The organism is Streptomyces sp. NPDC051569 (genome assembly GCF_044454085.1).
Taxonomy (GTDB): Bacteria; Actinomycetota; Actinomycetes; order Streptomycetales; family Streptomycetaceae; genus Streptomyces.
Genome location: NZ_JBITDJ010000029.1, coordinates 1 through 21,050 on the forward strand (window position 1 = coordinate 1; position 21,050 = coordinate 21,050).

The following is a 21,050-nucleotide window of genomic DNA, read 5'->3' on the forward strand; positions in this document are numbered from 1 at the left end:
GCCGATGGTACTGCAGGGGGGACCCTGTGGGAGAGTAGGACGCCGCCGAACAATTATTGTGGGAAGGCCCCGCACCTTATGGTGCGGGGCCTTTTTGCGTTCACGGCCATTTATTCAGGACACGACCGTATTTCCGTGGCTCTTGTTCGCGGACCTGCGGACCTGGGGAAAACCCGTTGCGGGCCAGGGCCTGCGTCCGGAAGATCGGTGCATGAATCACGTGCTGCGCACCGTACGGGCCGACGAGTGGGCCAAGGCCAAGGAGATCCGGCTGGCCGCGCTGCGGGATCCCGCAGCTCCCGTCGCCTTTCTGGAGACGTATGAGCAGGCCGTCCAGCGCACCGACGCGTACTGGCAGGAGCGGGCGGCGGGTACCGCGCCCCTGCGGGGTGTCAGCGCGACCGCGCAGTTCATCGCCGAGGCGCCGGACGGCTGCTGGTCGGGCTCCGTGACCATGTTCGTGGAGGAGGCCGGCGGCACCGACTTCTTCGGGGTGCGGACCGAGCAGACCCAGGGGCATCTCGTCGGCGTGTACGTACGCCCCGAACGGCGCGGCACCGGGCTGATCGGGGAGCTGATCGCGACCGCTCTCGACTGGGCGTGGTCGCTGGAGGAACCGAGGCTGGAGCGGGTGCGGCTGTACGTCCACGAGGAGAATCCGCGGGCCCACGCCGCGTACCGCAGGAGCGGGTTCGTGCCGACCGGGAGGACGGCCCCCTTCGAGCAGGATTCCTTGGTGAAGGAGCTGGAGCTGGCGGTCGCGCGGCCCTGACAACCGGTGCCGGACAGGCCCTACGGGGTTTCCTGGAGCGGCAGTTCGGCGTGCGGCCAGCGGTCCCGGCCCTGTTCGCGGGAGCGGAGCAGGACCAGGGTGGGCAGTCCCCGGTCCGGGCCGGGGACCAGCAGCTCGGGGAGCAGGGGAAGCGGGGCCACGGCGGCGATGTCGTCGAGGACGAGGGTCATTGGTGGGTCGAGCCGACCGTCAGATGACCTTGCGGCCATGCGGCAGCCGTGCTCGACCACGCTGGAGGTGAGTGCGGTGAGCAGTGGCATCGCGCCGGGGTGGGACCGGGGATTCTCGATCGGCTCACCCACCACATAGAGCGTGCCCCCCTCGTTCCCGAAAGAATCCAGGATGAGCGCGTCGGTTCGGTTCGGGGTGCAGGCCTCACGGATGTGGATCGAGGAGAGAGCGGAGAGCGCACGGGCCGTCAGTTCGCACGCGACCGCGCGGCGTTCGGGGTGTGCGGTGAGCGCGGACTCCAGCAGCCCCGCGAGGCCGGAGGCGGCCTTGGGGTGGGTGCGGAGGATCCGTACCGCCTCGTGGGCGCCCCCACCCTGCGCCCAGCGGTGCACCTGCCGGAACGGTCGCGCGTCCACGGCGGCGGCGTGCAGCCAGCAGCGCAGGAGGGTCTGCGCCGTGTCGGCCATGGCCGCGTCGAGCAGGGCGTGCGGGCGTACGGGGGCGAGCAGCGCGGCGGCGCGGGCCCCGGCGGTGTCGGGGTCCTCGCAGCCGGCGGTCGGAGACCAGTGGAGGCGTGCGGGCGTGTCGCAGAGGTGCCCGGGGTCATAGACGAGCACGGGGCCGAGCTTGGCCCGAGCGTCCTTGGTCCCGGCCCACACGGCGGGGTCGGAGGTGACGACGAGAACGGGCCCCTCGGCGTCCAGGATGGCCTGCACGGCGGCAGGGCGGAGGGTGAGGGGGTCGCCGTAGCGGACAGCCTGCGCGAGGCGGGGTGCCGGAACCGCCGGGACGGGGCCGGGGACCGGCGCGTTGCCGGGAGTGGGGCCGGGGCCGGGCATGGTGCTGGTGGGGGCGGTGGGTTTCGTCAGCAGGTCCCCGCTGCCGGGAGCGCCGATCGCGGGTGCCTGTGCCGATACCGGGGGTGCCTCGGGTGCCTGGGAGGCGGCGTCCCGCTCGTACGCCTCGTACCGCAGCCGCTCGCGCCGCCGGGTGCGTACCGCGCGATAGCGGGCCGTGACGCCGAGGACGAAGATCGTGAGGACCGTCAGCACCATGAGCTGACTGATGAGCAGCCCCCAGAAGAGGCCGTATCCGGACAGCTGGGCGGGCGGGGTGGCCGGCCAGGCCGCCGCCAGATCGTGCGGCTTCGAGACCAGTTGCCGTATCGCCGCCGGCGTGCGGCCGAAGGTGACGGCTTCCGGCCAGCCGCCGTGGGCGAACAGTCCGGCCAGTCCGGTGGATGTCCAGACCAGGACGGCGAGCCCGAGCAGGAAGACCAGCAGGCCCACCAGCAGACCGTCCGGCACGCCCCCCTGGCGCTGACCGTCGTGCCGGTCGGCGTGCCGGTTGTCGTGGTGGGGGTCGTGGTGGCGCGGCATGGTCACGCCACCGTCGACTCGGAGGACTCGTTGAGGAGCCGTTGCCGCTCCAGCAGGGAAGCCCGCTGCTCCGCCTCCCACTCGGCGGCCCGCAGGTCCTCGGGCAGGCCGGCTTCCAGGGCGTCGGCGGCGTCCGACGCTTCGGAGTTCTCGGTCATGGCGCGGTCGGTGAAGACCAGCGGCCGTTCCGCCTCGGTTACCAGGTGTTTGACCACCTGGACGTTGCCGTTGACGTCCCAGACGGCGATGCCGGGGGTGAGGGTGGGGATGATCTCGACGGCCCAGCGGGGCAGCCCGAGGACGCGGCCGGTCGCTCTGGCCTCGTCGGCCTTCTGGGCGTAGATCGTCCGGGTGGAGGCCATCTTGAGGATGGCCGCGGCTTCCCGGGCGGCCGCGCCGTCGACGACGTCCGAGAGGTGGTGGACCACCGCCACGAAGGACAGGCCGAGACGCCGGCCGAACTTCAGCAGGCGCTGGAAGAGCTGGGCGACGAAGGGGGAGTTGATGATGTGCCAGGCTTCCTCGACGAGGAAGATGCGCTTCCTGCGGTCGGGGCGGATCCAGGTGTGTTCGAGCCAGACGCCCACGATGGCCATGAGGATCGGCATCGCGATCGAGTTGCGGTCGATGTGGGAGAGGTCGAAGACGATCAGCGGGGCGTCGAGGTCGATGCCGACGGTCGTCGGGCCGTCGAACATGCCGCGCAGGTCACCGTCGACGAGCCGGTCCAGGACGAGTGCGACGTCCAGGCCCCAGGCCCGTACGTCGTCCAGGTCGACGTTCATGGCCTCGGCCGACTCGGGCTCGGGGTGGCGCAGTTGCTCGACGATGTCCATCAGCACCGGCTGGCGCTGCACGATCGTCTCGTTGACGTAGGCGTGCGCGACCTTGAGGGCGAAGCCGGAGCGTTCGTCCAGGCCGTGCCCCATGGCGACTTCGATGATCGTGCGGAGCAGGGCGAGCTGCCCGGTCGTGGTGATCGCCGGGTCGAGCGGGTTGAGGCGGATGCCGCCGTCGAGGGCGGCCATCGGGTCGAGCCGGATGGGGGTTATTCCCAGCTCCTGCGCGATGAGGTTCCACTCGCCGTGGCCGTCCTCGCCCTGGGCGTCGAGGACGACGACCTGCCGGTCGCGGAAGCGCAGTTGGCGCAGGACGTATGTCTTCTCCAGCGCCGATTTGCCGTTGCCGGACTCACCGAGGACCAGCCAGTGCGGGGCGGGCAGCTGCTGTCCGTACAGCTGGAAGGGGTCGTAGATATAGCCCTTGCCGCTGTAGACCTCGCGGCCGATGATCACACCGGAGTCGCCGAGGCCGGGGGCCGCGGTGGGCAGATAGACGGCCTGGGCCTGGCCGGTCGAGGTGCGGACGGGCAGCCGGGTCGTCTCCACCTTCCCGAAGAGGAAGCTGGTGAAGGCCTCCGTGAGGGCGGAGAGTGGATCTCGCATCACAGGCCCCTTTCGGCTCGTCGGTGATCAGCGGCGTTTCGCGGTGTCGGTCGGGCGGTGTCGGTCGGGCGGTGTCGGTCGGGCTGTGCCGGGTGGGTGCACCAGGTCGGTCGGGTCAGTCGGGTCGGTCGTACGGCTCGGTCGTGCGGCCGGTCGTGCGGGTGGGGCGGTGGTCAGCGGCGGATGCCGGTCGCGAACGGCAGGGTGTTCACAAAGGCGCGGTGGTGCTCGCGGTCGCACCACTCCAGCTTCAGGTACGACTTGCCGGCCGAGGCCCTGATGGTCCGTTTGTCCCTGGCCAGGGCCTCGGGCGACCTGGACGACACTGTGATGTACCCGACGAGGTTGACCCCCGCCGCACCACTGGCGAGATCTTCACCCCGCTGGTCGAGCCGGCCGTGCGCGGCGATGTCGCGCGGGTCGATGGTGCGGTTCATCTTGGCGGCGCGGCTCGCTTCCGCCTCGTCGTTGGTCTTCTCCGTGAGCATCCGCTCGATGGCGATCTCGGTGGGTTCGAGGTCCATGGTGACCGAGACCGTGCGGATGACGTCGGGGGTGTGGACGAGCAGCGGGGCGAGGAAGTTCACGCCGACCGGGGTCATCGGCCACTCCTTGACCCAGGCGGTGGAGTGGCACCAGGGCGCGCGGGTCGACGACTCGCGGGTCTTGGCCTGGAGGTACGTCGGTTCCATCGCGTCGAGCTCGGCGGGCCAGGCGTTCCGTTTGGTCATGGCCTGGATGTGGTCGATGGGGTGGTCGGGGTCGTACATCGAGTGCACGAGGGAGGCGAGCCGGCCCTGTCCGAGCGGCTGCCGTACCCGGATGTCCGCCTCGGCGAGCCGGGCGCAGATGTCGGTGAGCTCGCGGGCCATGACGACGGCGAGCCCGGCGTCGCGGTCGAGCTTCCTCGTGCCGCTCGCCTGGCGCGCGGCACGGGCCATGGTCTGCGCCTCGGAGGCCAGTTCGCGGGTGAAGTGCATGCAGGCGACGAGGTACGCGCGGTGCTGTTCGCTGGAGGTGGAGACCATCGACTGGAGCTGGTCGTACGAGTCCTGGAGCCAGCCGGGCGAGGAGGTGTCGCCGCGCTGGGCGACGTCCTTGGCGTGCGCGTCGGGGTCGGCGGGCAGCGTACGGGCGAGCATCTGGAGGCGGGTGACGTAGCCGTCGCCGTTGGCGACGTGCTTGAGGAGGGTGCCGAAGCGGTCGACGAGTGCTTCCTGGTCCTCGCTGTCGCGCAGGCCGACGCCGGGGCCCTCGATCTCGATGGCGGCGGTGACGGTGCGGCGGTCGGCGTGCAGCAGGACGGCGATCTCGTCCGGGCCGAAGGGCGCGGCCAGCCAGTTGATGCGGCCGATGCCGGGCGGCGGGCCGACCTCGACCTCGCGGCCGTCGAGTGAGGTGCCGGATTCCATGGCGGGGGAGCGGTAGGCGGTGCCGTTGCGCAGGGAGCGCTTGAAGCTGCGGTTGATCTCGAACCACTTGTAGAACGTGCGGTGCTTGTACGGCACGTACACCGCGGCGAGCGCGATGAGCGGGAAGCCGGTCAGCGTCACGATCCGCAGGGACAGGACGGGCACCAGCAGACCGCACATCATGCCGATGAACGCGCCGGCGATGATCAGGGCGATCTCGCCGGTCTCGCGGTTCTTGCCGACGATCGCGTTCGGCCGGGCGCGGCCGATGAGATACGTACGGCGGGGTGCGATCGGTTGGGCCTGGGTCGTCAACGCCCTCCCCCTCCAGTGCTGTTGTTGCCGGTGCCGCCGCCGGTGCCGCGCGAGCTGTGCGGGGTGCCACTGGTGGGGCCGCTGTTACGGGGCGGGGGCGCGGCGGAGGGGACGTTTCCGCCGCCCGTCCCGCCGCCCGTTCCGCCTCCCGGGGCGGAGCCGCGCGAGCTGTGCGCGGCGACACCGCCGGAGATGGGGTTGGCCGGGCGTCCGCCGCCGCCCTGGCCGCCGCCGTCGCCCTGACCGGAGTTGCGGCTGCTGTGGGTCTTGATGCCCTGGGAGACGAGGGCGGCGGGAGAGCTGATCATGGCGGCTGCCTGGGCGCCGTTGGTGGCCTGCTTGCGGTTGGACCGGGAGGAGGCGATCTCGTCGCCGAAGCCGGGCACGAAGCGGTAGATCATCGCGGAGGCGAAGATCGCGAGCAGGATGATGGCGAGGCCGGTGACGACGGCGGAGAACGCGTCGGGGCCGTCCTGGGAGGAGAGCGCGCCGGCGAGGCTGAGGACGATCACGATGACCGGTTTGACCATGATGACGGCGATCATGATGCCGGCCCAGCGGCGGACATGGCCCCACATGTTCTTGTCCACGAGACCCGCGTAGACGATGACGCCGAGGAGGGCGCCGACGTACAGCAGGATGGCGCGGATGAAGAGTTCCAGGAAGAGCACGCCGGCCGCGACGATCGTCACGAGCGACACGACGATGAGCATGATGGGCCCGCCGCCGATGTCGGTGCCCTTCTGCAGCGCCGTGGAGAACGCGCCGAAGAACACGTCGGTCTGTCCGCCGGTGCCGGAGGCGATGACTTCGGTGACGCCGTCGGTCGCGGAGACGACCGTGTAGAGGATCAGCGGCGTGAACGCGGATGCCAGGACGGTGAGCCAGAGGAACCCGACGGCCTCGGAGATGGCGGTGGTGAGCGGCACCCCCCGGATGGCGCGCTTGGCGACGGCGAGCAGCCACAGGACGAGGGTGAGAACGGTGGCGGCGGCGAAGACGATGGCGTAGCGGGAGAGGAACGCGCCGTTGGTGAAGTCGACGTTGGCGGTCGAGTTCACGGCCGCCGAGAGCTGCTTGACGACCCAGGCGGCGGAATCGGCGCAGCCGCGGGCGAGGGAGGAGAGGGGGTCGAGGGCGTCGGCGGGGTCGTTGGGGAGGCCGCCGATCTTGGGGGAGCCGCCGGCACCGTTCCCCTGGTCGCAGTACTGGCGGGCGGGACCGCGAATGAGCTCGCAGGGGTCCTCGCTCGCGGCGGGGGTCGGTGTCGGGGCGGCCGAAGCACGGGTCGCCATCAGTACGGCGGTGGCTTGAAGGCCCGTCACCAACGCGGTGAGCGAGACGGCACGGGCGCGCTTAACGGGCATACGTGAACCCTCCGAACTCCTGAACGGCGTCAGCCATCTCCTGTGCACTGGAAGCGGCCTGGTCCCGTCCGACCGGCACGGGGCCTTCCTTCTGCGTGAAGTCGGTGACCTTCCAGTCACCGTCGACCCACTTCAGTGCGAAGGTGTTCGTGTACCAGCTCTCGGACACGGGGTTCGTCGAGCCCTCGCCGGACAGCCCGAAGAGAGCCGAGGACCAGACCGCGACACTGGCGCTGGTGGCGCTGAACTTCTCCACCTTCGTACCGACCGGGTTGGTCCGGGAGACGAAGGTCGTTCCGACCGGAGCCTTGCCGTCCACGGTCAGGCCGATGCCGCTGAGGAAACTCGCGCTCGAGTACACCTTGTCCAGGGCGTCCTCGTGAGCGGGTGCCACGTCGGGTGCGAAGACAGCGCTCACGATCGCGCGGCGCTGTTCCTTCTCGTACATGCCGTCCGAGCCCAGCGCCACCGCGTAGTTCGCCGCCGCGCTGGCCGCGCCCTGTTCGTCCTGGGCGAAGCCCGAGGGGATCGTGCCGGTCCCGCCGGTCACCGGTTTCACGCCCGTGGCCGTCGTCGGGGCCGCGCCCGGGCCCGAGGTGGCGCCCTTCGCGCCGCCGCCGGTGGCGTGGTCGTCCCCGCCGCCCCGGTTGGCGAAGGCGATGGCCGCGACCAGGAGGACCACGACGCCCACGACGGTGATGAGGGAACGGGAGCTTCGCGCCGGGCGGCGGGGTCCGCCGTATCCGTCGCCGCTTCTGCCGTCGGGCAGGCGGGTGCGGGTCTGGCCCGAGCCGCCGTAGCTGTCGTCCGTACGGCCCGGGTCGGAACCGTAGCCGTGGTCGTCGCCGTAGCTCATGCCGCGTACGCCCCCTCAGCCGTGTGCGGTCGCGTGGTGCCCGCGCTGTCCGCACCGTCCTGGGTGCGTGCGGGAACCGTTCCGTACGACGGTAGCCGTGCTGGTGGCCGCGCGGGCGCGGTGTGGTGACTCGACATCAGGGAGACGCAACCTCAGCCGGTGGGCGCGACGGACGGGTGGTGTGGGAGGTGACGGGCGGGTCAGACGGCCATCCCGTACACGATGGTGAAGAGCGTTCCGAGTGAGCCGATGATGAAGACTCCGGTCAGCCCGGCGACGATCAGGCCCTTGCCCTGTTCCGCGCTGAACGTGTCCCTGAGCGCCGTCGCTCCGATCCGCTGTTTGGCCGCGCCCCAGATCGCGATGCCGAGGCAGAGGAGGATGGCCACGGCCATCACGACCTCGATCATCACCCGCGCCTCGTTGCCCAGTGTTCCGAAAGGTCCCCAGTTGGGGGCGATGCCACCGATGATGGTGGTGATGTCGCCCTTTTCGGCCGCCAGGTACATATAACTCACCGCCCCTGTTGGGTCGTTCACGCCCACGCCTGATGGCATGGGTCGCTTCCTATCTTCGCTGATGGAACCGCGCTCGTATGCCTCTTGGCGGCTCTCTTTACCCGATCCCCGCACATATGACCGACCTCAGCGCCCTGACCTGGCGCGGACCGGCTGTGCGCGCACGCGTATGGTTACTCTGTGTATCACGGAGCGTGACTCCGGGCAATGACTGTCGTTGTTACACCTTTGCGGGTGACCGCGTGGCGAGGGCGGGGTGGCGGCGCGTCCGTCCGGCGGCCGCGACGACTTCCGGTCATCCGGGGAGCCTCTTGCGACGTCCTCGCCGTCCACCCCCTGATCAGCCCCCTCCGCACCTACACTGGCGTTCGACAGGGGCCCTGACGCGAAGGGTGTATGACGGTGCGTAAGGCATGGCTGGTCGCGGCCGCCGTCGGGGGGCTGTGTCTGAGTTTCGTCGCGCTGCTGGTCGTCGGGACCTATTCCGCCGCCGCCGGGATCGCCGGCGGGGGTGGCGGGGCGGTCGGGCTGGCCAAGGGAGCCGTGCCGGCGGCCTATCAGCCGCTGGTGCAGGCGTGGGGCAATCTCTGTCCCGCGATCAACCCGGCTCTTCTCGCCGCGCAGTTGTACCAGGAGAGCGGCTGGAACCCCACCGCGCAGTCTCCCGCCGACGCCAAGGGGATCGGGCAGTTCATCCCCGGTACCTGGGCCGCGCACGGGATCGACGGCGACGAGGACGGGGACCGGGACATCTGGGATCCGGCCGACGCGATTCCGTCCGCCGCCTCGTACGACTGCGAATTGGCCGGATACGTCAAGGACGTGCCCGGTGATGTCACCGACAACATGCTGGCTTCGTACAACGCGGGGGCGTACGCCGTCATCAGATACGGGGGCGTGCCGCCGTACCGGGAGACGCAGAATTACGTCAAGATCATCCGGACTCTGGAGAAGAGCTTCGCCCGGCCCGTGGGGAGGGTCGCGCCGTCCAAACAGGCCGCCGCGGCCATCTATTTCGCCCAGCAGAAGCTCGGTACGCCCTATTTGTGGGGCGGTAACGGTACGGCCGACCAGGGCGGCCGGTTCGACTGTTCCGGGCTGACGCAGGCCGCGTACCGGACGGTGGGGATCGAGCTGCCGCGCGTCGCCAACGACCAGTACAACGCGGGTGAGCATCCTTCGCGGGCCGAGCTGCTCCCCGGTGATCTGGTCTTCTTCTCGGACGATCTGACCAATTCGCGGGCGATCCACCACGTGGGTCTGTACGTGGGCGGCGGGTACATGATCAACGCGCCGTACACCGGGGCCGTCATCCGCTTCGACAAGATCGATACGCCGGACTACTTCGGCGCCACCCGGGTCACCGAGGACGGCGCGAAATCGCTGCCGACCGCCCTGCCCGAGAACCGGCCGGCCGCCGGATAGCCGGAACCACGAAGATCTCCCGCGCGTGTTCCTGAATAACCGTAAGGCGCCGGGAGAGACTGCCGGTGGCCGGAACTCTCCGTCGAGTCCGCCCTCTGAGCTGCGACGATGTGTCACTCTTCGATAACGTCATGGTGATCGTTCGGTGGAGAGTGGAACGTAAGCGGTGAGAACGCCGTTCCCTGGACGACAAGCGCGGTATTGATCACGCAGCATGTTCCTGACTGACCACGGGGGTTGGTGGAAACGGCGCACACGGTGGTGTGCCCGTGGCGGGCGACAAGGCAAGGGGCCGTGGATATGGCTGGACTCGTACTGGATGGGTCGAACCCCGACGTCAGCCTGCTCTATGACATCAACGGACTGGCCAAGGAAGCCCCGTCGTGGTTCGACCGCGTCATGGAGTTCACCGGCGAGTACGGAATCATGGCCGCGATGGTGCTCCTCGTGATCGGCTGCTGGTGGAGCGTGCGCCGGCGCGGGAGCGCGGAGGACTCGGTCACCGCCGTCGCCGGACTGGTCTGGGCGCCGCTCGCGGCCGGGGTCGCGCTGCTGGTCAACATCCCGATCCGGGGTTTCGTCGAACGGCCGAGGCCGTTCATCGACCACAAGGGCATCGAGGTGCTGGTGGCGGGCAAGACGGACTTCTCGTTCGTCAGTGACCACGCCACGATGGCGATGGCCGTCGGCGTCGGCATCTTCATCGCCCACCGCACCTACGGTCTCGCCGCGATCGGGCTGGCGTTGCTCGAAGGCTTCTGCCGCGTCTACATGGGGGTTCACTACCCGACCGATGTGATCGGCGGCTTCGCGCTCGGTACGGCGGTCGCCCTGCTGCTCACCCCCCTCGCCCTGGCCCTGCTGACGCCGCTGCTGTCGGCGGTCTGCCGCTCGGCGCGGGTCGGTCGGCTCGTACGGTCGCGGGCCGCGCGGGACGCGGACCGTACGGGGGAGGCTCTCGGCGGGACACGACCCCTCGGCATCCCCGAGCCGCGCCCCGACGACAACAACCTGGCCGCCTGAGCGCCGGGGCCCGGGCGGCCCCGCCGGGCTGTTACCCGGCGGCCACCGCGCTGACCACCACGTTGGAATCCCAGTGGCCGTCGGCGTCGATGAGTCCGCCGCACGTGATCAGTCGTAGCTGCGGCTGCGGTACCGGACCGTAGACCCGCCCGGTCGGGAAGCTCTTCGTCCGGTACGTGTCGACGGCGGTCACCCGGAACGGCAGCCGCCGCCCGTCCCCGAGCTCCGCCTCGACCAGGTCGCCGGGGCGCAGCCGGCCCAGCTTGGCGAAGACCGCGTTCCGGATGTTGTCGCGGCCGTTCGTGACCTTGGTGGTGCCCGGGTTGGCGGGAGCGTCCCGGTGGCCGACCAGGATGGCCGGGCCGCGCTCGCCGGGGCGCGGGCCCAGGGCGTACCAGCCGACCTTCATCGCGTTCCGGAAGCCCGGCGCGTCCAGCGCGCCCTCGGCGTCGAGGGCGAGCGGCAGTACGTCGGCGGAGACACCGAGAGCCGGGATGCGCAGCCGTACGGGAGCGGAGGGCGCGTCCGTGACCCGGACGACGCGGGGTTCGGCGGCGGGCGCGGGCGGGGGTGCGGGCCGCCGGGGGAAGAGCTGGAGGAGTACGGCGGCCAGGGCGCACAGCGCCGCGACGGTGAAGAGGACCGTGATCCGCCGGTCCGTCCTGACCGGCCGGGCCGCCCTGCCCGCCTCGCCTGACGGGTTCGCCTCGCCTGACGGGTCCGCGTCATCTGACGGGTCCGGTGCGTCCGCCCGGCCCGCCGTTCCGGTCAGTGCCGGCCACCCGTGGCGCGTCGCCGGGCGCGGCGCACCACGAGGATCGTGCCGGCGGCGGCAGCGGCCGTGGCGCCGGTGGCGAGGAGGATTCCGGCCGTTCCGGAGGTGCCTGACGACTCCATGGCGGTCAGGTGCACCGCGCCTCCGCGTGCCGCTCCGGACGGGGTGATCTGGAGGGCGCCGATGGACGCGCCGCCGCCTGTCGGGGTCGCGGCGGCCGTGGTGGGCGAGGTCGCGGGAGCGGGGGTCGCGGGGGTCGCCGGGGTCGCCGGTACGGACGTGGCGGCCGGAGCCGGTGTCCGTGCCGGTGTCCGTACCGGTGTCCGTGTTGGTGTCGGCGTCCGTGTGCGGGTCGGTGTCCGTGTCGGCGCTGATGCCGACGGTGGCCTCGCCCTCGATGTGGACGAAATCGTCCCCGACACCACGGGGCTCGTCGATGCGGCGGCCGGCGGGTCCTGCGGCTGACCACTGTCGGCGGTGACACCCGGTGCCGTCGTCGGAAACCCGATCGCGGACGCCCAGGCGAGGGCGCACCGGCCGGGGCAGCCGGGCATGGCCGCCCGCTCCGGCCCGGTCGGCGCTTCCACGGCGGCGGCCGTCGCGCCGCCGAGCGCGAGCAGGAGAACGGTGACCGCCGCGCGCGCGGCCGTCCGGAGTCCGTTTCTGTGCATGGGTCCCGCCTTGCCGAGTCGGTTCGCCCCCGTGCCCAGGCCACCGTCAGGCGGCCTCCACGGCCACTTCGGTGGACCGTACGGGGGACGGCGGCCCGTCCCGCGTAGGCCCCAGGACATGGCCCGCCCCGGCAGGCCGGCCCGCTACAGCGCCTGCGGGAAGTCGAACAGGCGCTCGGGGTCGTACCGCTGCTTCAGCCGGGCCAGCCGTTCCGCCGCCGGGCCGTAGTAGGCCGTGCGCCAGTCGGTCAGCGCCGGGTCCGCGTAGTTCTGGTACGCCGCGCCCGACGCGTACCGGCGCATCGACTCGTGCGTGCCGCGCAGCCAGGCCCGCTGGGCCGAGCCGGAGGTGCCCGGCCGCCAGGCGGCGACGTACTGCGCGAGTACCCGCGAGCGGCGGTGGACGAAGGACGTGGCGAGCGGGTCCACGCGGTTCACCGCGCCGCCGAGCGCGGTGAGGACGAGCGAACCGCCCCCGGCCCCGCCGTCGCCGCCGTCCCGAGGCGCCGGGATACGGGTGAAGTCCTCGGCGGTCAGGACGAGCGCGCGCAGTCCGGCCGGGGCGATGGAGCGGTCGAAGAAGTCGGAGGCGGCGGCGTAGGTCTCGCGCCGGAGCACGCCCTGTTCGCCGCGGCCGGGGGTGCTGCCCGGCAGCCGGCACTGGGCTTCCGTCAGGTCGGAGCAGCCGCCGAACACCAGCATCGCGTCCCCGTAGCTCCGGCGGCGCAGCGATACGGAGGTCGCCGGGCCGACGCCGTCGGCGAGGCGGTCGAGGGCGTTGTGGAGATCCGCCTCGTCGCCGAGGGACAGGACGGAGAGGGACAGGGTGGGGGTGGCGCCGCCGGGACCGGCGGACAGATGCAGGGCGGACCAGATCTCGTCCGGCTGGTCCGGGCCCCACTTCTGCCAGGCGTCGAGCAGCGCTCCGGCCTTCGGCCAGGGCCAGCTCAGGAAGGCGACGACGGTCTCGGGGGCGGGGTGCGTACGGAAGCGCAGCTCGGTGACCACACCGAAGTTGCCGTTCCCGGCGCCGCGCAGCGCCCAGAAGAGGTCCGTGTTCTGCTGCGCGTCGGCGGTCAGGCGGCTGCCGTCCGCGGTGATGAGGGTGGCGGAGGTGAGGCTGTCGCAGGTGAGTCCGTACGCCCGGGAGACGACGCCGTGTCCGCCGCCGAGGGTGAGGCCGCTGATGCCGACGGTGGGGCAGGAGCCGGCGGGGATCGTGCGGCCCGCTTCGGCGAGGGTCCGGTAGACGGTGCCGAGGCGGGCGCCGGCGCCGATCGTGCCGTCCGAGGCGGCCCGGTCGAGCGCGTCGAGCTCCGAGATGTCGATGACGAGCCGGCCGTCGCCGCTGGACCAGCCCGTGTACGCGTGGCCGCCGCCGCGGATGGAGACGGGGGTGCCGTGGGCGCGGGCGAAGGCGAGGCACTCCGCGATGTCGTCCTCGCCGGAGACGTACGCGACGGCCGCCGGCCTCAGGTCGTCGAACCGGGTGTTGTAGAGCTGCCGGGCCGTCGCGTACGTGGCGTCGTCCGGCTGTACGAGACTCCCGTCCAGCCCCCGCGCGAGCGCGTTCCAACGGGGCGGGCCGGGCGAGGCGCGGGGGGTCGGGGGCGGGGATCCGGCGGGCGGCGCGCTGCCCGCCGGCCTGCCGGACGATCCCGGCGATCCCGATGCCCCCGGTGATTCGCCGGAACAGCCGGTGGCGGCGGAGGCCGTGGCCAGGGCGGCGGTGGCGGTCAGCAGTGTGCGCCGTTCCATAGGACGACCTCGGCTTCCGTGCTGCGGGTGCGGACGCGTTCTCCTGACCCGCGTCTACCCATCGGCCGGAGTCGGGACCGCGTCGGAGCGGTCAGAACCCGAGGGCGTCGTTCGTGGTGTCGTCGGCCGCGTGCTTCGCGGCGTCCGTCCGCGCGAGGTCGCGCGATCTGCGGGCGGGGCCCGACCAGCCGCAGGTGCAGCGGGCCAGGCAGAACGAGCCGCGTTCGATGGTCGAGGCGGTGTGGGGGGAGGCCGTGGGGGGCGGGGTGGCAGCGGGGGGTTCAGAGGTGTCTTGCTCGCACACACACCCACGGTACCGGCCGCCGCGGGTTCCGAATCCGTCCCCGGCGTGACGGGGGACGCGGGGCGTCGTTAATCCCGGCGGGGTGGGCTTCGGACAAGCGGCTGTTGGGCGTTGGGGGTTGGCAGGCGATGGTGGTGCGGCAGCAGGGACGCAAGGGTGTGACATTCGCCGTCGTGGCCATGACGGGGATCGTCGCCACGAGTTCCGGGTGCTCCGGAGGCGGTGGCGCCGCGGCCGACGACCGGCCGGGCCGTGATCCCGGGTCGGTCCGGAAGGCCGCCGACGTGCTGCTCACGGCGGGGAGTTCGAAGACCCGTACGTCCATGGAGATGGCGGCCGGCGGGACCCGGGTGACCATCCGGGGCGAGGGCGGGTACGACTTCGACCGGCGGATGGGGCAGCTCAGGGTCGTGCTGCCGAAGGATCCGGCGGGCGCGAGCGAGCACCGCCCGATCACGGAGCTGCTGTCGCCCGGCGCGCTGTACATGAAGAACCGCGGGGCCGGGGTGCCGGCCGACAAGTGGGTCTGGGTGGACTCGACCGCCCTGGAGGACGGGAATCTGGTCACGGGCGGGGCGACCGATCCGCTGGCCGCCGCCGAGCTGCTGCGCGCCGCCCGGGAGGTGACTTTTGTCGGGGAGCAGGATCTGGCGGGGACCCGGGTGTGGCACTACCGGGGGGTCACGGACATCGGGCGGGCGGCGAAGGCGGCGGCCCCGTACGCGCGCGGGGCGTTGGCCGCCGCGGCGAAAGGGTTCGGCGAGGACCTCGTACGGTTCGACGCGTATCTGGACGACGCCGGGCGGCTGCGCAAGGTCAGGCACCAGTTCAGCTACGTCAATCAGGGCCGCCCGGTCGCGGTCTCGTCGACCACGCTGCTGTACGCGTTCGGGGTGCGGGTCACCGCCACGCTGCCGCCGCGCGACGACATCTTCGCCGGCAAGGTCACATCGTGATCCGGCAAGATCACATCAAGCCGTGACCCCGGTGACCAAGTCGGAAATGGTCCGGACGTGCCATGCGCGGTACGTGCCTCGCTCCCTACGCTAGGGCTGTCCCGTTATCCCTGGTGGATCAGCGCGCGGCGTCAGATGCGGTGCATCGCAAGGCGGAGGGACATTCGCATACTGGATGTATGAGGATGTTCCGACAACGCGGCGAGGTGCCGTAGCTGTCGTCGTGAGCCTGCCAGGGGGTGCGGGACAGCCCTGAGGAAGTCGCTCCAGTAGGAAGAGGTGACAGCACGTGGCTCCGCTGCTTACGCCGACCGTTCAGGACCACGTGGCCCTCGCCGAGATCGAGTGGTGCGGAGAGCTGATGATCGCGGCGTCCGCCGCGGACGAGGATCGGCTCAGTCCGGCCCGTATCGACGAGGTCCTCGATGTACGGGCCGAGCGGCCCGTCGGTCCTCGGATTCCCCGGATCCCGCGCCGGGCGGAGCGCCGCCCGGAATGCCGGGAGAGCCGTTCGGAGAGCCGTCCGGAATGAGCGTGGTGGCCCCGGCGCTCAGGTGCGGAGCAGGCGGGCGATCGCTTTGGTGGCTTCCTCCACCTTCGCGTCGATCTCGTCCCCGCCCTTGACCGCCGCGTCGGCCACGCAGTGCCGCAGGTGCTCCTCCAGCAGCTGGAGTGCGAAGGACTGCAGGGCCTTCGTCGAAGCGGAGACCTGGGTGAGTATGTCGATGCAGTAGACGTCCTCGTCCACCAGGCGCTGGAGGCCGCGGATCTGGCCCTCGATCCGGCGCAGCCGTTTGAGGTGCTCGGCCTTCTGCTGGTGGTAGCCGTGTATCCCGCGGTCGTGATCGGTGACGATCACGGGAGCGTCAGTGCCGTCGGTGGCGTCAGCCGCCGCCTCGGTGGTCGTCATCGCTTCCTCCCGTTTTACTGTCCGAAACCGGGTTATCCACCCCCGGTGCATATACCCCACATGGGTATATGGTACCCGCCTGTGAGCTTGGGAACAGGGGCCTGTGCTCACCACCTTGCCTCATGGGCGACACTGGGGACTTGCCGGTTAGCCGTGGCCGGATGATGCGCCTAGCATCAGCCTTTCCGATTCCCATGTAACCCGAGGACCCCCCGTGCGTTTTCGTCTGACCCCCAGGGAGACGAGCTTCTATGACATGTTCGCCGCGTCAGCGGACAACATCGTCACGGGCTCCAAACTCCTGATGGAACTGCTCGGCGCGGACTCCTCCGCCCGGGCCGAGATCGCGGAGCGGATGAGGGCAGCGGAGCACGCGGGGGACGACGCCACCCACGCGATCTTCCATCAGCTCAACTCCTCCTTCATCACGCCGTTCGACCGCGAGGACATCTACAACCTCGCGTCCTCGCTCGACGACATCATGGACTTCATGGAGGAGGCCGTCGATCTCGTCGTCCTCTACAACATCGAGGAACTGCCGAAGGGCGTGGAGCAGCAGATCGAGGTGCTGGCCAGGGCGGCCGAGCTGACGGCGGAGGCCATGCCGCACCTGCGCACGATGAACAACCTCACCGAGTACTGGATCGAGGTCAACCGGCTGGAGAACCAGGCCGACCAGATCCACCGCAAGCTGCTGGCCCATCTCTTCAACGGCAAGTACGACGCGATGGAGGTGCTCAAGCTCAAGCAGGTCGTCGACGTGCTGGAGGAGGCCGCCGACGCGTTCGAACACGTCGCGAACACGGTGGAGACCATCGCGGTCAAGGAGTCCTGAATCTCGTGGACACCTTCGCGCTGATCGTGACCATCGGTGTCGCGCTCGGCTTCACGTACACCAACGGCTTTCACGACTCCGCGAACGCCATCGCGACCTCGGTGTCCACGCGGGCGCTGACTCCGCGCGCCGCGCTGGCGATGGCCGCGGTGATGAACCTCGCGGGCGCGTTCCTCGGACAAGGGGTCGCCAAGACCGTCAGCGAAGGTCTGATCGCCACGCCCCAGGGGTCGCGGGGGATGGGCATCCTCTTCGCCGCGCTGGTCGGTGCGATCGTCTGGAATCTCGTCACCTGGTACTTCGGACTGCCGTCCTCCTCCTCCCACGCGCTGTTCGGCGGCATGGTGGGCGCGGCGCTCGCCGGCGGGACCCACGTGATCTGGTCCGGGGTGCTGGAGAAGATCGTCATCCCGATGTTCCTGTCGCCGGTCGTCGGCCTGGTCGTCGGCTATCTGGTGATGGTCGCGATCATGTGGATGTTCCGTCACGCCAGCCCGCACAAGGCCAAGCGCGGTTTCCGGATAGCCCAGACCGTCTCGGCGGCGGGTATGGCGCTCGGTCACGGTTTGCAGGACGCGCAGAAGACGATGGGCATCGTGGTGATGGCCCTGGTCATCGCCGATGTGCAGGGCTCCGAGGACTCGATCCCGGTCTGGGTGAAGATCGTCTGCGCGCTGATGCTGTCCCTCGGGACGTACGCGGGCGGCTGGCGCATCATGCGGACGCTGGGACGGAAGATCATCGAGCTGGACCCGCCGCAGGGGTTCGCGGCGGAGACGACCGGCGCGTCGATCATGTTCGGCTCGGCCTTCCTCTTCCACGCGCCGATCTCGACGACGCACGTCATCACCTCGGCGATCATGGGCGTCGGGGCGACGAAGCGGGTCAACGCGGTCCGCTGGGGCGTCGCGAAGAACATCATTCTCGGCTGGTTCATCACGATGCCGGCGGCCGGCCTGGTCGCGGCGCTGAGCTTCTGGATCGTGAACCTCGCGTTCGGCTGACCGGCTCGCGAGTGGTCCGGAGCCGTACGGGCCGGAGCGCCGGAGCGTACGGGCCGGAGCGTACGGGCCGGAACACCGGAGCCGTACCGGCAGGAGCGGACGAAGGAAAGGGCCCGCCCCCTCTGAGAGGGGGCGGGCCCTTCGTCCTGCGGTGGCACCGCCATGCAGCACCGCAGGACGGCTCGGGGTCCGGCCCTGGGGAAGCGGCCGGAGTCGGCGGATTTAGCCGAAGCGGCCGGAGATGTAGTCCTCCGTGGCCTGGACGGACGGGTTGGCGAAGATCCGCTCGGTGTCGTCGATCTCGATGAGCTTGCCGGGCTGGCCGACGGCCGCCAGGTTGAAGAAGGCCGTACGGTCCGAGACGCGGGCGGCCTGCTGCATGTTGTGCGTCACGATGACGATGGTGAAGCGTTCCTTCAGCTCACCGATCAGGTCCTCGATGGCGAGGGTGGAGATCGGGTCGAGCGCGGAGCACGGCTCGTCCATCAGCAGGACCTCCGGCTCGACCGCGATCGCGCGGGCGATGCACAGACGCTGCTGCTGGCCGCCGGAGAGACCGGAGCCGGGCTTGTTCAGGCGGTCCTTGACCTCGTTCCAGAGGTTGGCGCCCTTGAGGGACTTCTCGACGACGTCCGACAGCTCGCTCTTGCGGACCGTGCGGTTGAGCCGCAGTCCCGCCGCGACGTTGTCGAAGATCGACATGGTGGGGAACGGGTTCGGGCGCTGGAAGACCATGCCGACGGTGCGGCGCACGGCGACCGGGTCGACGTTCGAGCCGTACAGGTTCTCGTCGTCGAGCATGACCTTGCCCTCGACGCGGCCGCCGGGGGTCACCTCGTGCATGCGGTTGAGCGTGCGCAGGAAGGTGGACTTGCCGCAGCCGGACGGGCCGATGAAGGCCGTCACGGAGCGGGGCTCCACCGTCATGGAGATGTCGTCGATCGCCCGGTGGGAGCCGTAGTAGGCGGAGAGTCCGCTGACATCGATTCGCTTGGCCATCTGAATCACTGCTTCTTTCGTGGCCCCATAGTCCGGAGCCGGATATCGGGCCTCAGCGGCCGGTCTTCGGGGCCTTCCAGCGGGCGATGCCGCGAGCCACCAGGTTGAGGATCATGACGAAGGCGATCAGCACGAGTGCCGCTGCCCAGGCTCGGTCGTAGGAGGCTTCGCTGCCGACCCGGTACTGCTCGTAGATGTAGAACGGCAGCGACGACTGGGCACCCTGGAAGGGGTTCCCGTTGATCAGCTGGCTGCCGAAGACGAGCAGGATGATCGGCGCGGTCTCACCGGCGATGCGGGCGATGGCCAGCATCACACCGGTGGAGATACCGCCGATCGCGGTGGGCAGGACGACCTTCAGGATCACGCGCCACTTCGGTACGCCCAGGGCCAGTGCGGCCTCGCGCAGCTCGTTCGGGACGAGCTTGAGCATTTCCTCGGTGGAGCGGACGACGACCGGGATCATCAGGATGGTCAGGGCCAGCGCGCCGAGGAGACCGGAGGGCTGGAGACCGAGCATGAGCACGATCGACAGGATGAACAGACCCGCGACGATGGACGGGATGCCCGTCATGACGTCGACGAAGAAGGTCACGGCCTTGGCCAGCGCGCCCTTGCCGTACTCCACCAGGTAGACGGCGGTCAGCAGGCCGAGCGGGGCGGAGATCGCCGTGGCGATGCCGACCTGCTCCAGGGTGCCGATGATGGCGTGGTAGACGCCGCCGCCGGCCTCGAAGCCGGGGACGCCGGCCATGGAGTGGCTCAGGAAGTATCCGTCGAGGACCTTCACACCGCGGCTGATGGTGGTCCAGAGCAGCGAGAACAGCGGGACGACGGCCACGATGAAGCAGACCCAGACCACGCTGGTGGCGAGCCGGTCCTTCGCCTGGCGCTGGTTCTCGACCGCCGAGGTGACGGTGTACGAGATGACCAGGAAGGCGAGGACGGAGAGCAGGCCCCACTGGACCTTGCTGTCCAGGCCGGCGGCGGCGCCGATGCCCGCGCCGACGACGATGCCGGCGGCGGCGAAGCCCGCCGGTGCCCACTTCGGGAGCGCGCGCTGGCTGAGGCTCTTGCGGTTCCCGCCCGCGGGCGGGGACTGCTTTTCCTGTACGGCTGCGTGGCTCATGCGTTGGCCCCCGAGTACTCCTTGCGGCGCGCGATGATCAGGCGGGCCGCGCCGTTGACCAGCAAGGTGAGGATGAACAGGACGAGACCGGAGGCGATCAGGGCGTCGCGCCCGAGCTGGTTGGCCTCGTCGAACTTCGCCGCGATGTTCTGGGCGAACGTGCCGCCGCCCGGGTTGAGGACGTGGAACGAGATCAGATAGCTCGGGGAGAGGACCGTGGCGACGGCCATCGTCTCGCCGAGCGCGCGGCCGAGTCCCAGCATCGAGGCGGAGATGACGCCGGAGCGGCCGAAGGGCAGGACCGAGAGCCGGATGACTTCCCAGCGCGTGGCGCCCAGGGCGAGCGCGGCCTCTTCGTTCATGCGCGGGACCTGGAGGAAGACTTCCCGGCTGACGCTGGTGACGATCGGCAGGATCATGATCGCGAGCAGGATGCCCACGGTGAACATGGACCGGGCGACGCCGACCTCGGTCTTGTCGAAGATGTACGTCCAGCCGAGGAAGTGGTCGAGCCAGAGGTTGAGACCTTCGAGGTACGGCACGAGGACGAGGGCGCCCCAGATGCCGTAGACGATCGAGGGGACGGCGGCCAGCAGGTCCACGACGTAGGCGAGGGGTGCGGCCAGCTTGCGCGGCGCGTAGTGCGAGATGAAGAGCGCGATGCCGACGGCGATCGGAACGGCGATGACCATCGCGATGACGGCGCTGATGATCGTGCCGACCAGCAGGACGGCGATACCGAACACCGGCGGGTTGGCCGACGGGTTCCAGTCGAAGGTGGTGAGGAAGTTGCCCTTGTCCGCCGAGATGGCGATGGCGGCGCGGTAGCTGAGGAACACCGCGATCGACGCCATGATGACGAGCAGCAGGATGCCGGAGCCCCGGGAGAGCCCCGAGAAGATCTTGTCGCCGGCGCGGCCTGTGGAGGTACCCGACGGGCGGGGTGCCGGCGGCGGCGGCGGGGTTTCTATCGGTGTGGTGGAAGCCATGGTCTTTCCGGTCTGT

General features: G+C 70.4%; 20 protein-coding genes. 7 read left to right on the forward strand and 13 right to left on the reverse strand.

Going from position 1 to position 21,050, the window contains the following annotated elements; all coding sequences use genetic code 11:
- The first annotated feature begins 211 nt into the window (after window positions 1-211).
- Window positions 212-772, forward strand: coding sequence for a GNAT family N-acetyltransferase (locus ACIBAE_RS27580; RefSeq protein ID WP_399290480.1), 561 nt, complete (start codon window positions 212-214; stop codon window positions 770-772).
- Between the two features lie 20 nt (window positions 773-792).
- Here ACIBAE_RS27580 and ACIBAE_RS27585 read toward each other — a convergent pair whose 3' ends face one another.
- The 6 genes from ACIBAE_RS27585 to ACIBAE_RS27610 all read right to left on the reverse strand — a co-directional run bounded on the left by ACIBAE_RS27585 (window position 793) and on the right by ACIBAE_RS27610 (window position 8,247).
- Window positions 793-2,343, reverse strand: a complete 1,551-nt coding sequence (locus tag ACIBAE_RS27585) for a type VI secretion protein (protein WP_399290587.1) — start codon at window positions 2,341-2,343, stop codon at window positions 793-795.
- 2 nt (window positions 2,344-2,345) lie between these two features.
- A complete protein-coding gene (locus ACIBAE_RS27590) occupies window positions 2,346-3,788 on the reverse strand; it encodes an ATP-binding protein (protein WP_399290482.1) in 1,443 nt (480 codons plus the stop codon).
- A gap of 173 nt (window positions 3,789-3,961) precedes the next feature.
- On the reverse strand, window positions 3,962-5,515 hold the full coding sequence (locus ACIBAE_RS27595) for an SCO6880 family protein (RefSeq protein ID WP_399290484.1): 1,554 nt from the start codon (window positions 5,513-5,515) through the stop codon (window positions 3,962-3,964).
- The gene (locus ACIBAE_RS27600; protein WP_399290486.1) at window positions 5,512-6,882 is read right to left on the reverse strand and encodes a hypothetical protein; all 1,371 of its coding nucleotides are present in this window, start codon (window positions 6,880-6,882) and stop codon (window positions 5,512-5,514) included. The genes ACIBAE_RS27595 and ACIBAE_RS27600 overlap by 4 nt, the downstream gene beginning before the upstream one ends.
- Window positions 6,872-7,738: a hypothetical protein gene (locus tag ACIBAE_RS27605; RefSeq protein WP_399290488.1), complete on the reverse strand. Its 867-nt coding sequence runs from the start codon at window positions 7,736-7,738 to the stop codon at window positions 6,872-6,874. The genes ACIBAE_RS27600 and ACIBAE_RS27605 overlap by 11 nt, the downstream gene beginning before the upstream one ends.
- Before the next feature lie 200 nt (window positions 7,739-7,938).
- A complete protein-coding gene (locus ACIBAE_RS27610; protein WP_003985768.1) occupies window positions 7,939-8,247 on the reverse strand; it encodes a hypothetical protein in 309 nt (102 codons plus the stop codon).
- 405 nt (window positions 8,248-8,652) lie between these two features.
- On the opposite strand from ACIBAE_RS27610, the gene ACIBAE_RS27615 reads away from it, so the two are divergent.
- Window positions 8,653-9,681, forward strand: coding sequence for an NlpC/P60 family protein (locus ACIBAE_RS27615; protein ID WP_399290490.1), 1,029 nt, complete (start codon window positions 8,653-8,655; stop codon window positions 9,679-9,681).
- Window positions 9,682-9,981: 300 nt separating this feature from the next.
- The gene (locus ACIBAE_RS27620; RefSeq protein ID WP_399290492.1) at window positions 9,982-10,704 is read left to right on the forward strand and encodes a phosphatase PAP2 family protein; all 723 of its coding nucleotides are present in this window, start codon (window positions 9,982-9,984) and stop codon (window positions 10,702-10,704) included.
- A gap of 31 nt (window positions 10,705-10,735) precedes the next feature.
- On the opposite strand, the gene ACIBAE_RS27625 is transcribed toward ACIBAE_RS27620, so the two are convergent.
- The 3 genes from ACIBAE_RS27625 to ACIBAE_RS27635 all read right to left on the reverse strand — a co-directional run bounded on the left by ACIBAE_RS27625 (window position 10,736) and on the right by ACIBAE_RS27635 (window position 14,212).
- Window positions 10,736-12,013, reverse strand: coding sequence for a sortase domain-bontaining protein (locus ACIBAE_RS27625; RefSeq protein WP_399290494.1), 1,278 nt, complete (start codon window positions 12,011-12,013; stop codon window positions 10,736-10,738).
- A gap of 281 nt (window positions 12,014-12,294) precedes the next feature.
- Window positions 12,295-13,908, reverse strand: coding sequence for an FAD-binding oxidoreductase (locus tag ACIBAE_RS27630; RefSeq protein ID WP_399290496.1), 1,614 nt, complete (start codon window positions 13,906-13,908; stop codon window positions 12,295-12,297).
- A gap of 91 nt (window positions 13,909-13,999) precedes the next feature.
- Window positions 14,000-14,212, reverse strand: a complete 213-nt coding sequence (locus ACIBAE_RS27635) for a hypothetical protein (RefSeq protein WP_399290498.1) — start codon at window positions 14,210-14,212, stop codon at window positions 14,000-14,002.
- 179 nt (window positions 14,213-14,391) lie between these two features.
- Here ACIBAE_RS27635 and ACIBAE_RS27640 point away from each other — a divergent pair, with 179 nt between their 5' ends.
- Entirely contained in the window at window positions 14,392-15,168 is a 777-nt protein-coding gene (locus ACIBAE_RS27640) for a hypothetical protein (RefSeq protein ID WP_399290590.1), read from the forward strand.
- A gap of 289 nt (window positions 15,169-15,457) precedes the next feature.
- Window positions 15,458-15,700, forward strand: coding sequence for a hypothetical protein (locus ACIBAE_RS27645; protein ID WP_399290500.1), 243 nt, complete (start codon window positions 15,458-15,460; stop codon window positions 15,698-15,700).
- Window positions 15,701-15,718: 18 nt separating this feature from the next.
- Here ACIBAE_RS27645 and ACIBAE_RS27650 read toward each other — a convergent pair whose 3' ends face one another.
- Window positions 15,719-16,078 (reverse strand): metal-sensitive transcriptional regulator, encoded by a 360-nt coding sequence (locus ACIBAE_RS27650; protein WP_399290502.1) that lies wholly within the window; start codon window positions 16,076-16,078, stop codon window positions 15,719-15,721.
- Between the two features lie 214 nt (window positions 16,079-16,292).
- Between ACIBAE_RS27650 and ACIBAE_RS27655 the strand changes: the two genes are divergently transcribed.
- Both ACIBAE_RS27655 and ACIBAE_RS27660 read left to right on the forward strand, forming a co-directional pair.
- A complete protein-coding gene (locus ACIBAE_RS27655) occupies window positions 16,293-16,913 on the forward strand; it encodes a DUF47 domain-containing protein (protein WP_066946263.1) in 621 nt (206 codons plus the stop codon).
- Between the two features lie 5 nt (window positions 16,914-16,918).
- On the forward strand, window positions 16,919-17,917 hold the full coding sequence (locus tag ACIBAE_RS27660; RefSeq protein ID WP_399290504.1) for an anion permease: 999 nt from the start codon (window positions 16,919-16,921) through the stop codon (window positions 17,915-17,917).
- A gap of 222 nt (window positions 17,918-18,139) precedes the next feature.
- Here ACIBAE_RS27660 and pstB read toward each other — a convergent pair whose 3' ends face one another.
- The 3 genes from pstB to pstC are packed head-to-tail and all read right to left on the reverse strand — an operon-like array spanning window position 18,140 to window position 21,034.
- On the reverse strand, window positions 18,140-18,916 hold the full coding sequence (pstB, locus tag ACIBAE_RS27665; protein WP_399290506.1) for a phosphate ABC transporter ATP-binding protein PstB: 777 nt from the start codon (window positions 18,914-18,916) through the stop codon (window positions 18,140-18,142).
- 52 nt (window positions 18,917-18,968) lie between these two features.
- Window positions 18,969-20,045 carry a phosphate ABC transporter permease PstA gene (pstA, locus tag ACIBAE_RS27670; protein ID WP_399290508.1) on the reverse strand — a complete coding sequence of 359 codons (1,077 nt, stop codon included), beginning with the start codon at window positions 20,043-20,045 and terminating at the stop codon, window positions 18,969-18,971.
- Window positions 20,042-21,034 (reverse strand): phosphate ABC transporter permease subunit PstC, encoded by a 993-nt coding sequence (pstC, locus tag ACIBAE_RS27675; RefSeq protein WP_399290510.1) that lies wholly within the window; start codon window positions 21,032-21,034, stop codon window positions 20,042-20,044. Before pstC ends, pstA begins: the two co-directional genes overlap by 4 nt.
- Between the last annotated feature and the right edge of the window lie 16 nt (window positions 21,035-21,050).

Coding starts and splice junctions, on each gene's coding strand:
- pstC (WP_399290510.1), bottom strand. CDS start 21,034: ATGGCTTCCACCACACCGATAGAAACCCCGCCGCCGCCGCCGGCACCC.
- ACIBAE_RS27580 (WP_399290480.1), top strand. CDS start 212: ATGAATCACGTGCTGCGCACCGTACGGGCCGACGAGTGGGCCAAGGCC.
- pstA (WP_399290508.1), bottom strand. CDS start 20,045: ATGAGCCACGCAGCCGTACAGGAAAAGCAGTCCCCGCCCGCGGGCGGG.
- ACIBAE_RS27610 (WP_003985768.1), bottom strand. CDS start 8,247: ATGTACCTGGCGGCCGAAAAGGGCGACATCACCACCATCATCGGTGGC.
- pstB (WP_399290506.1), bottom strand. CDS start 18,916: ATGGCCAAGCGAATCGATGTCAGCGGACTCTCCGCCTACTACGGCTCC.
- ACIBAE_RS27585 (WP_399290587.1), bottom strand. CDS start 2,343: ATGCCGCGCCACCACGACCCCCACCACGACAACCGGCACGCCGACCGG.
- ACIBAE_RS27630 (WP_399290496.1), bottom strand. CDS start 13,908: ATGGAACGGCGCACACTGCTGACCGCCACCGCCGCCCTGGCCACGGCC.
- ACIBAE_RS27600 (WP_399290486.1), bottom strand. CDS start 6,882: ATGCCCGTTAAGCGCGCCCGTGCCGTCTCGCTCACCGCGTTGGTGACG.
- ACIBAE_RS27615 (WP_399290490.1), top strand. CDS start 8,653: ATGACGGTGCGTAAGGCATGGCTGGTCGCGGCCGCCGTCGGGGGGCTG.
- ACIBAE_RS27590 (WP_399290482.1), bottom strand. CDS start 3,788: ATGCGAGATCCACTCTCCGCCCTCACGGAGGCCTTCACCAGCTTCCTC.
- ACIBAE_RS27640 (WP_399290590.1), top strand. CDS start 14,392: ATGACGGGGATCGTCGCCACGAGTTCCGGGTGCTCCGGAGGCGGTGGC.
- ACIBAE_RS27605 (WP_399290488.1), bottom strand. CDS start 7,738: ATGAGCTACGGCGACGACCACGGCTACGGTTCCGACCCGGGCCGTACG.
- ACIBAE_RS27620 (WP_399290492.1), top strand. CDS start 9,982: ATGGCTGGACTCGTACTGGATGGGTCGAACCCCGACGTCAGCCTGCTC.
- ACIBAE_RS27650 (WP_399290502.1), bottom strand. CDS start 16,078: ATGACGACCACCGAGGCGGCGGCTGACGCCACCGACGGCACTGACGCT.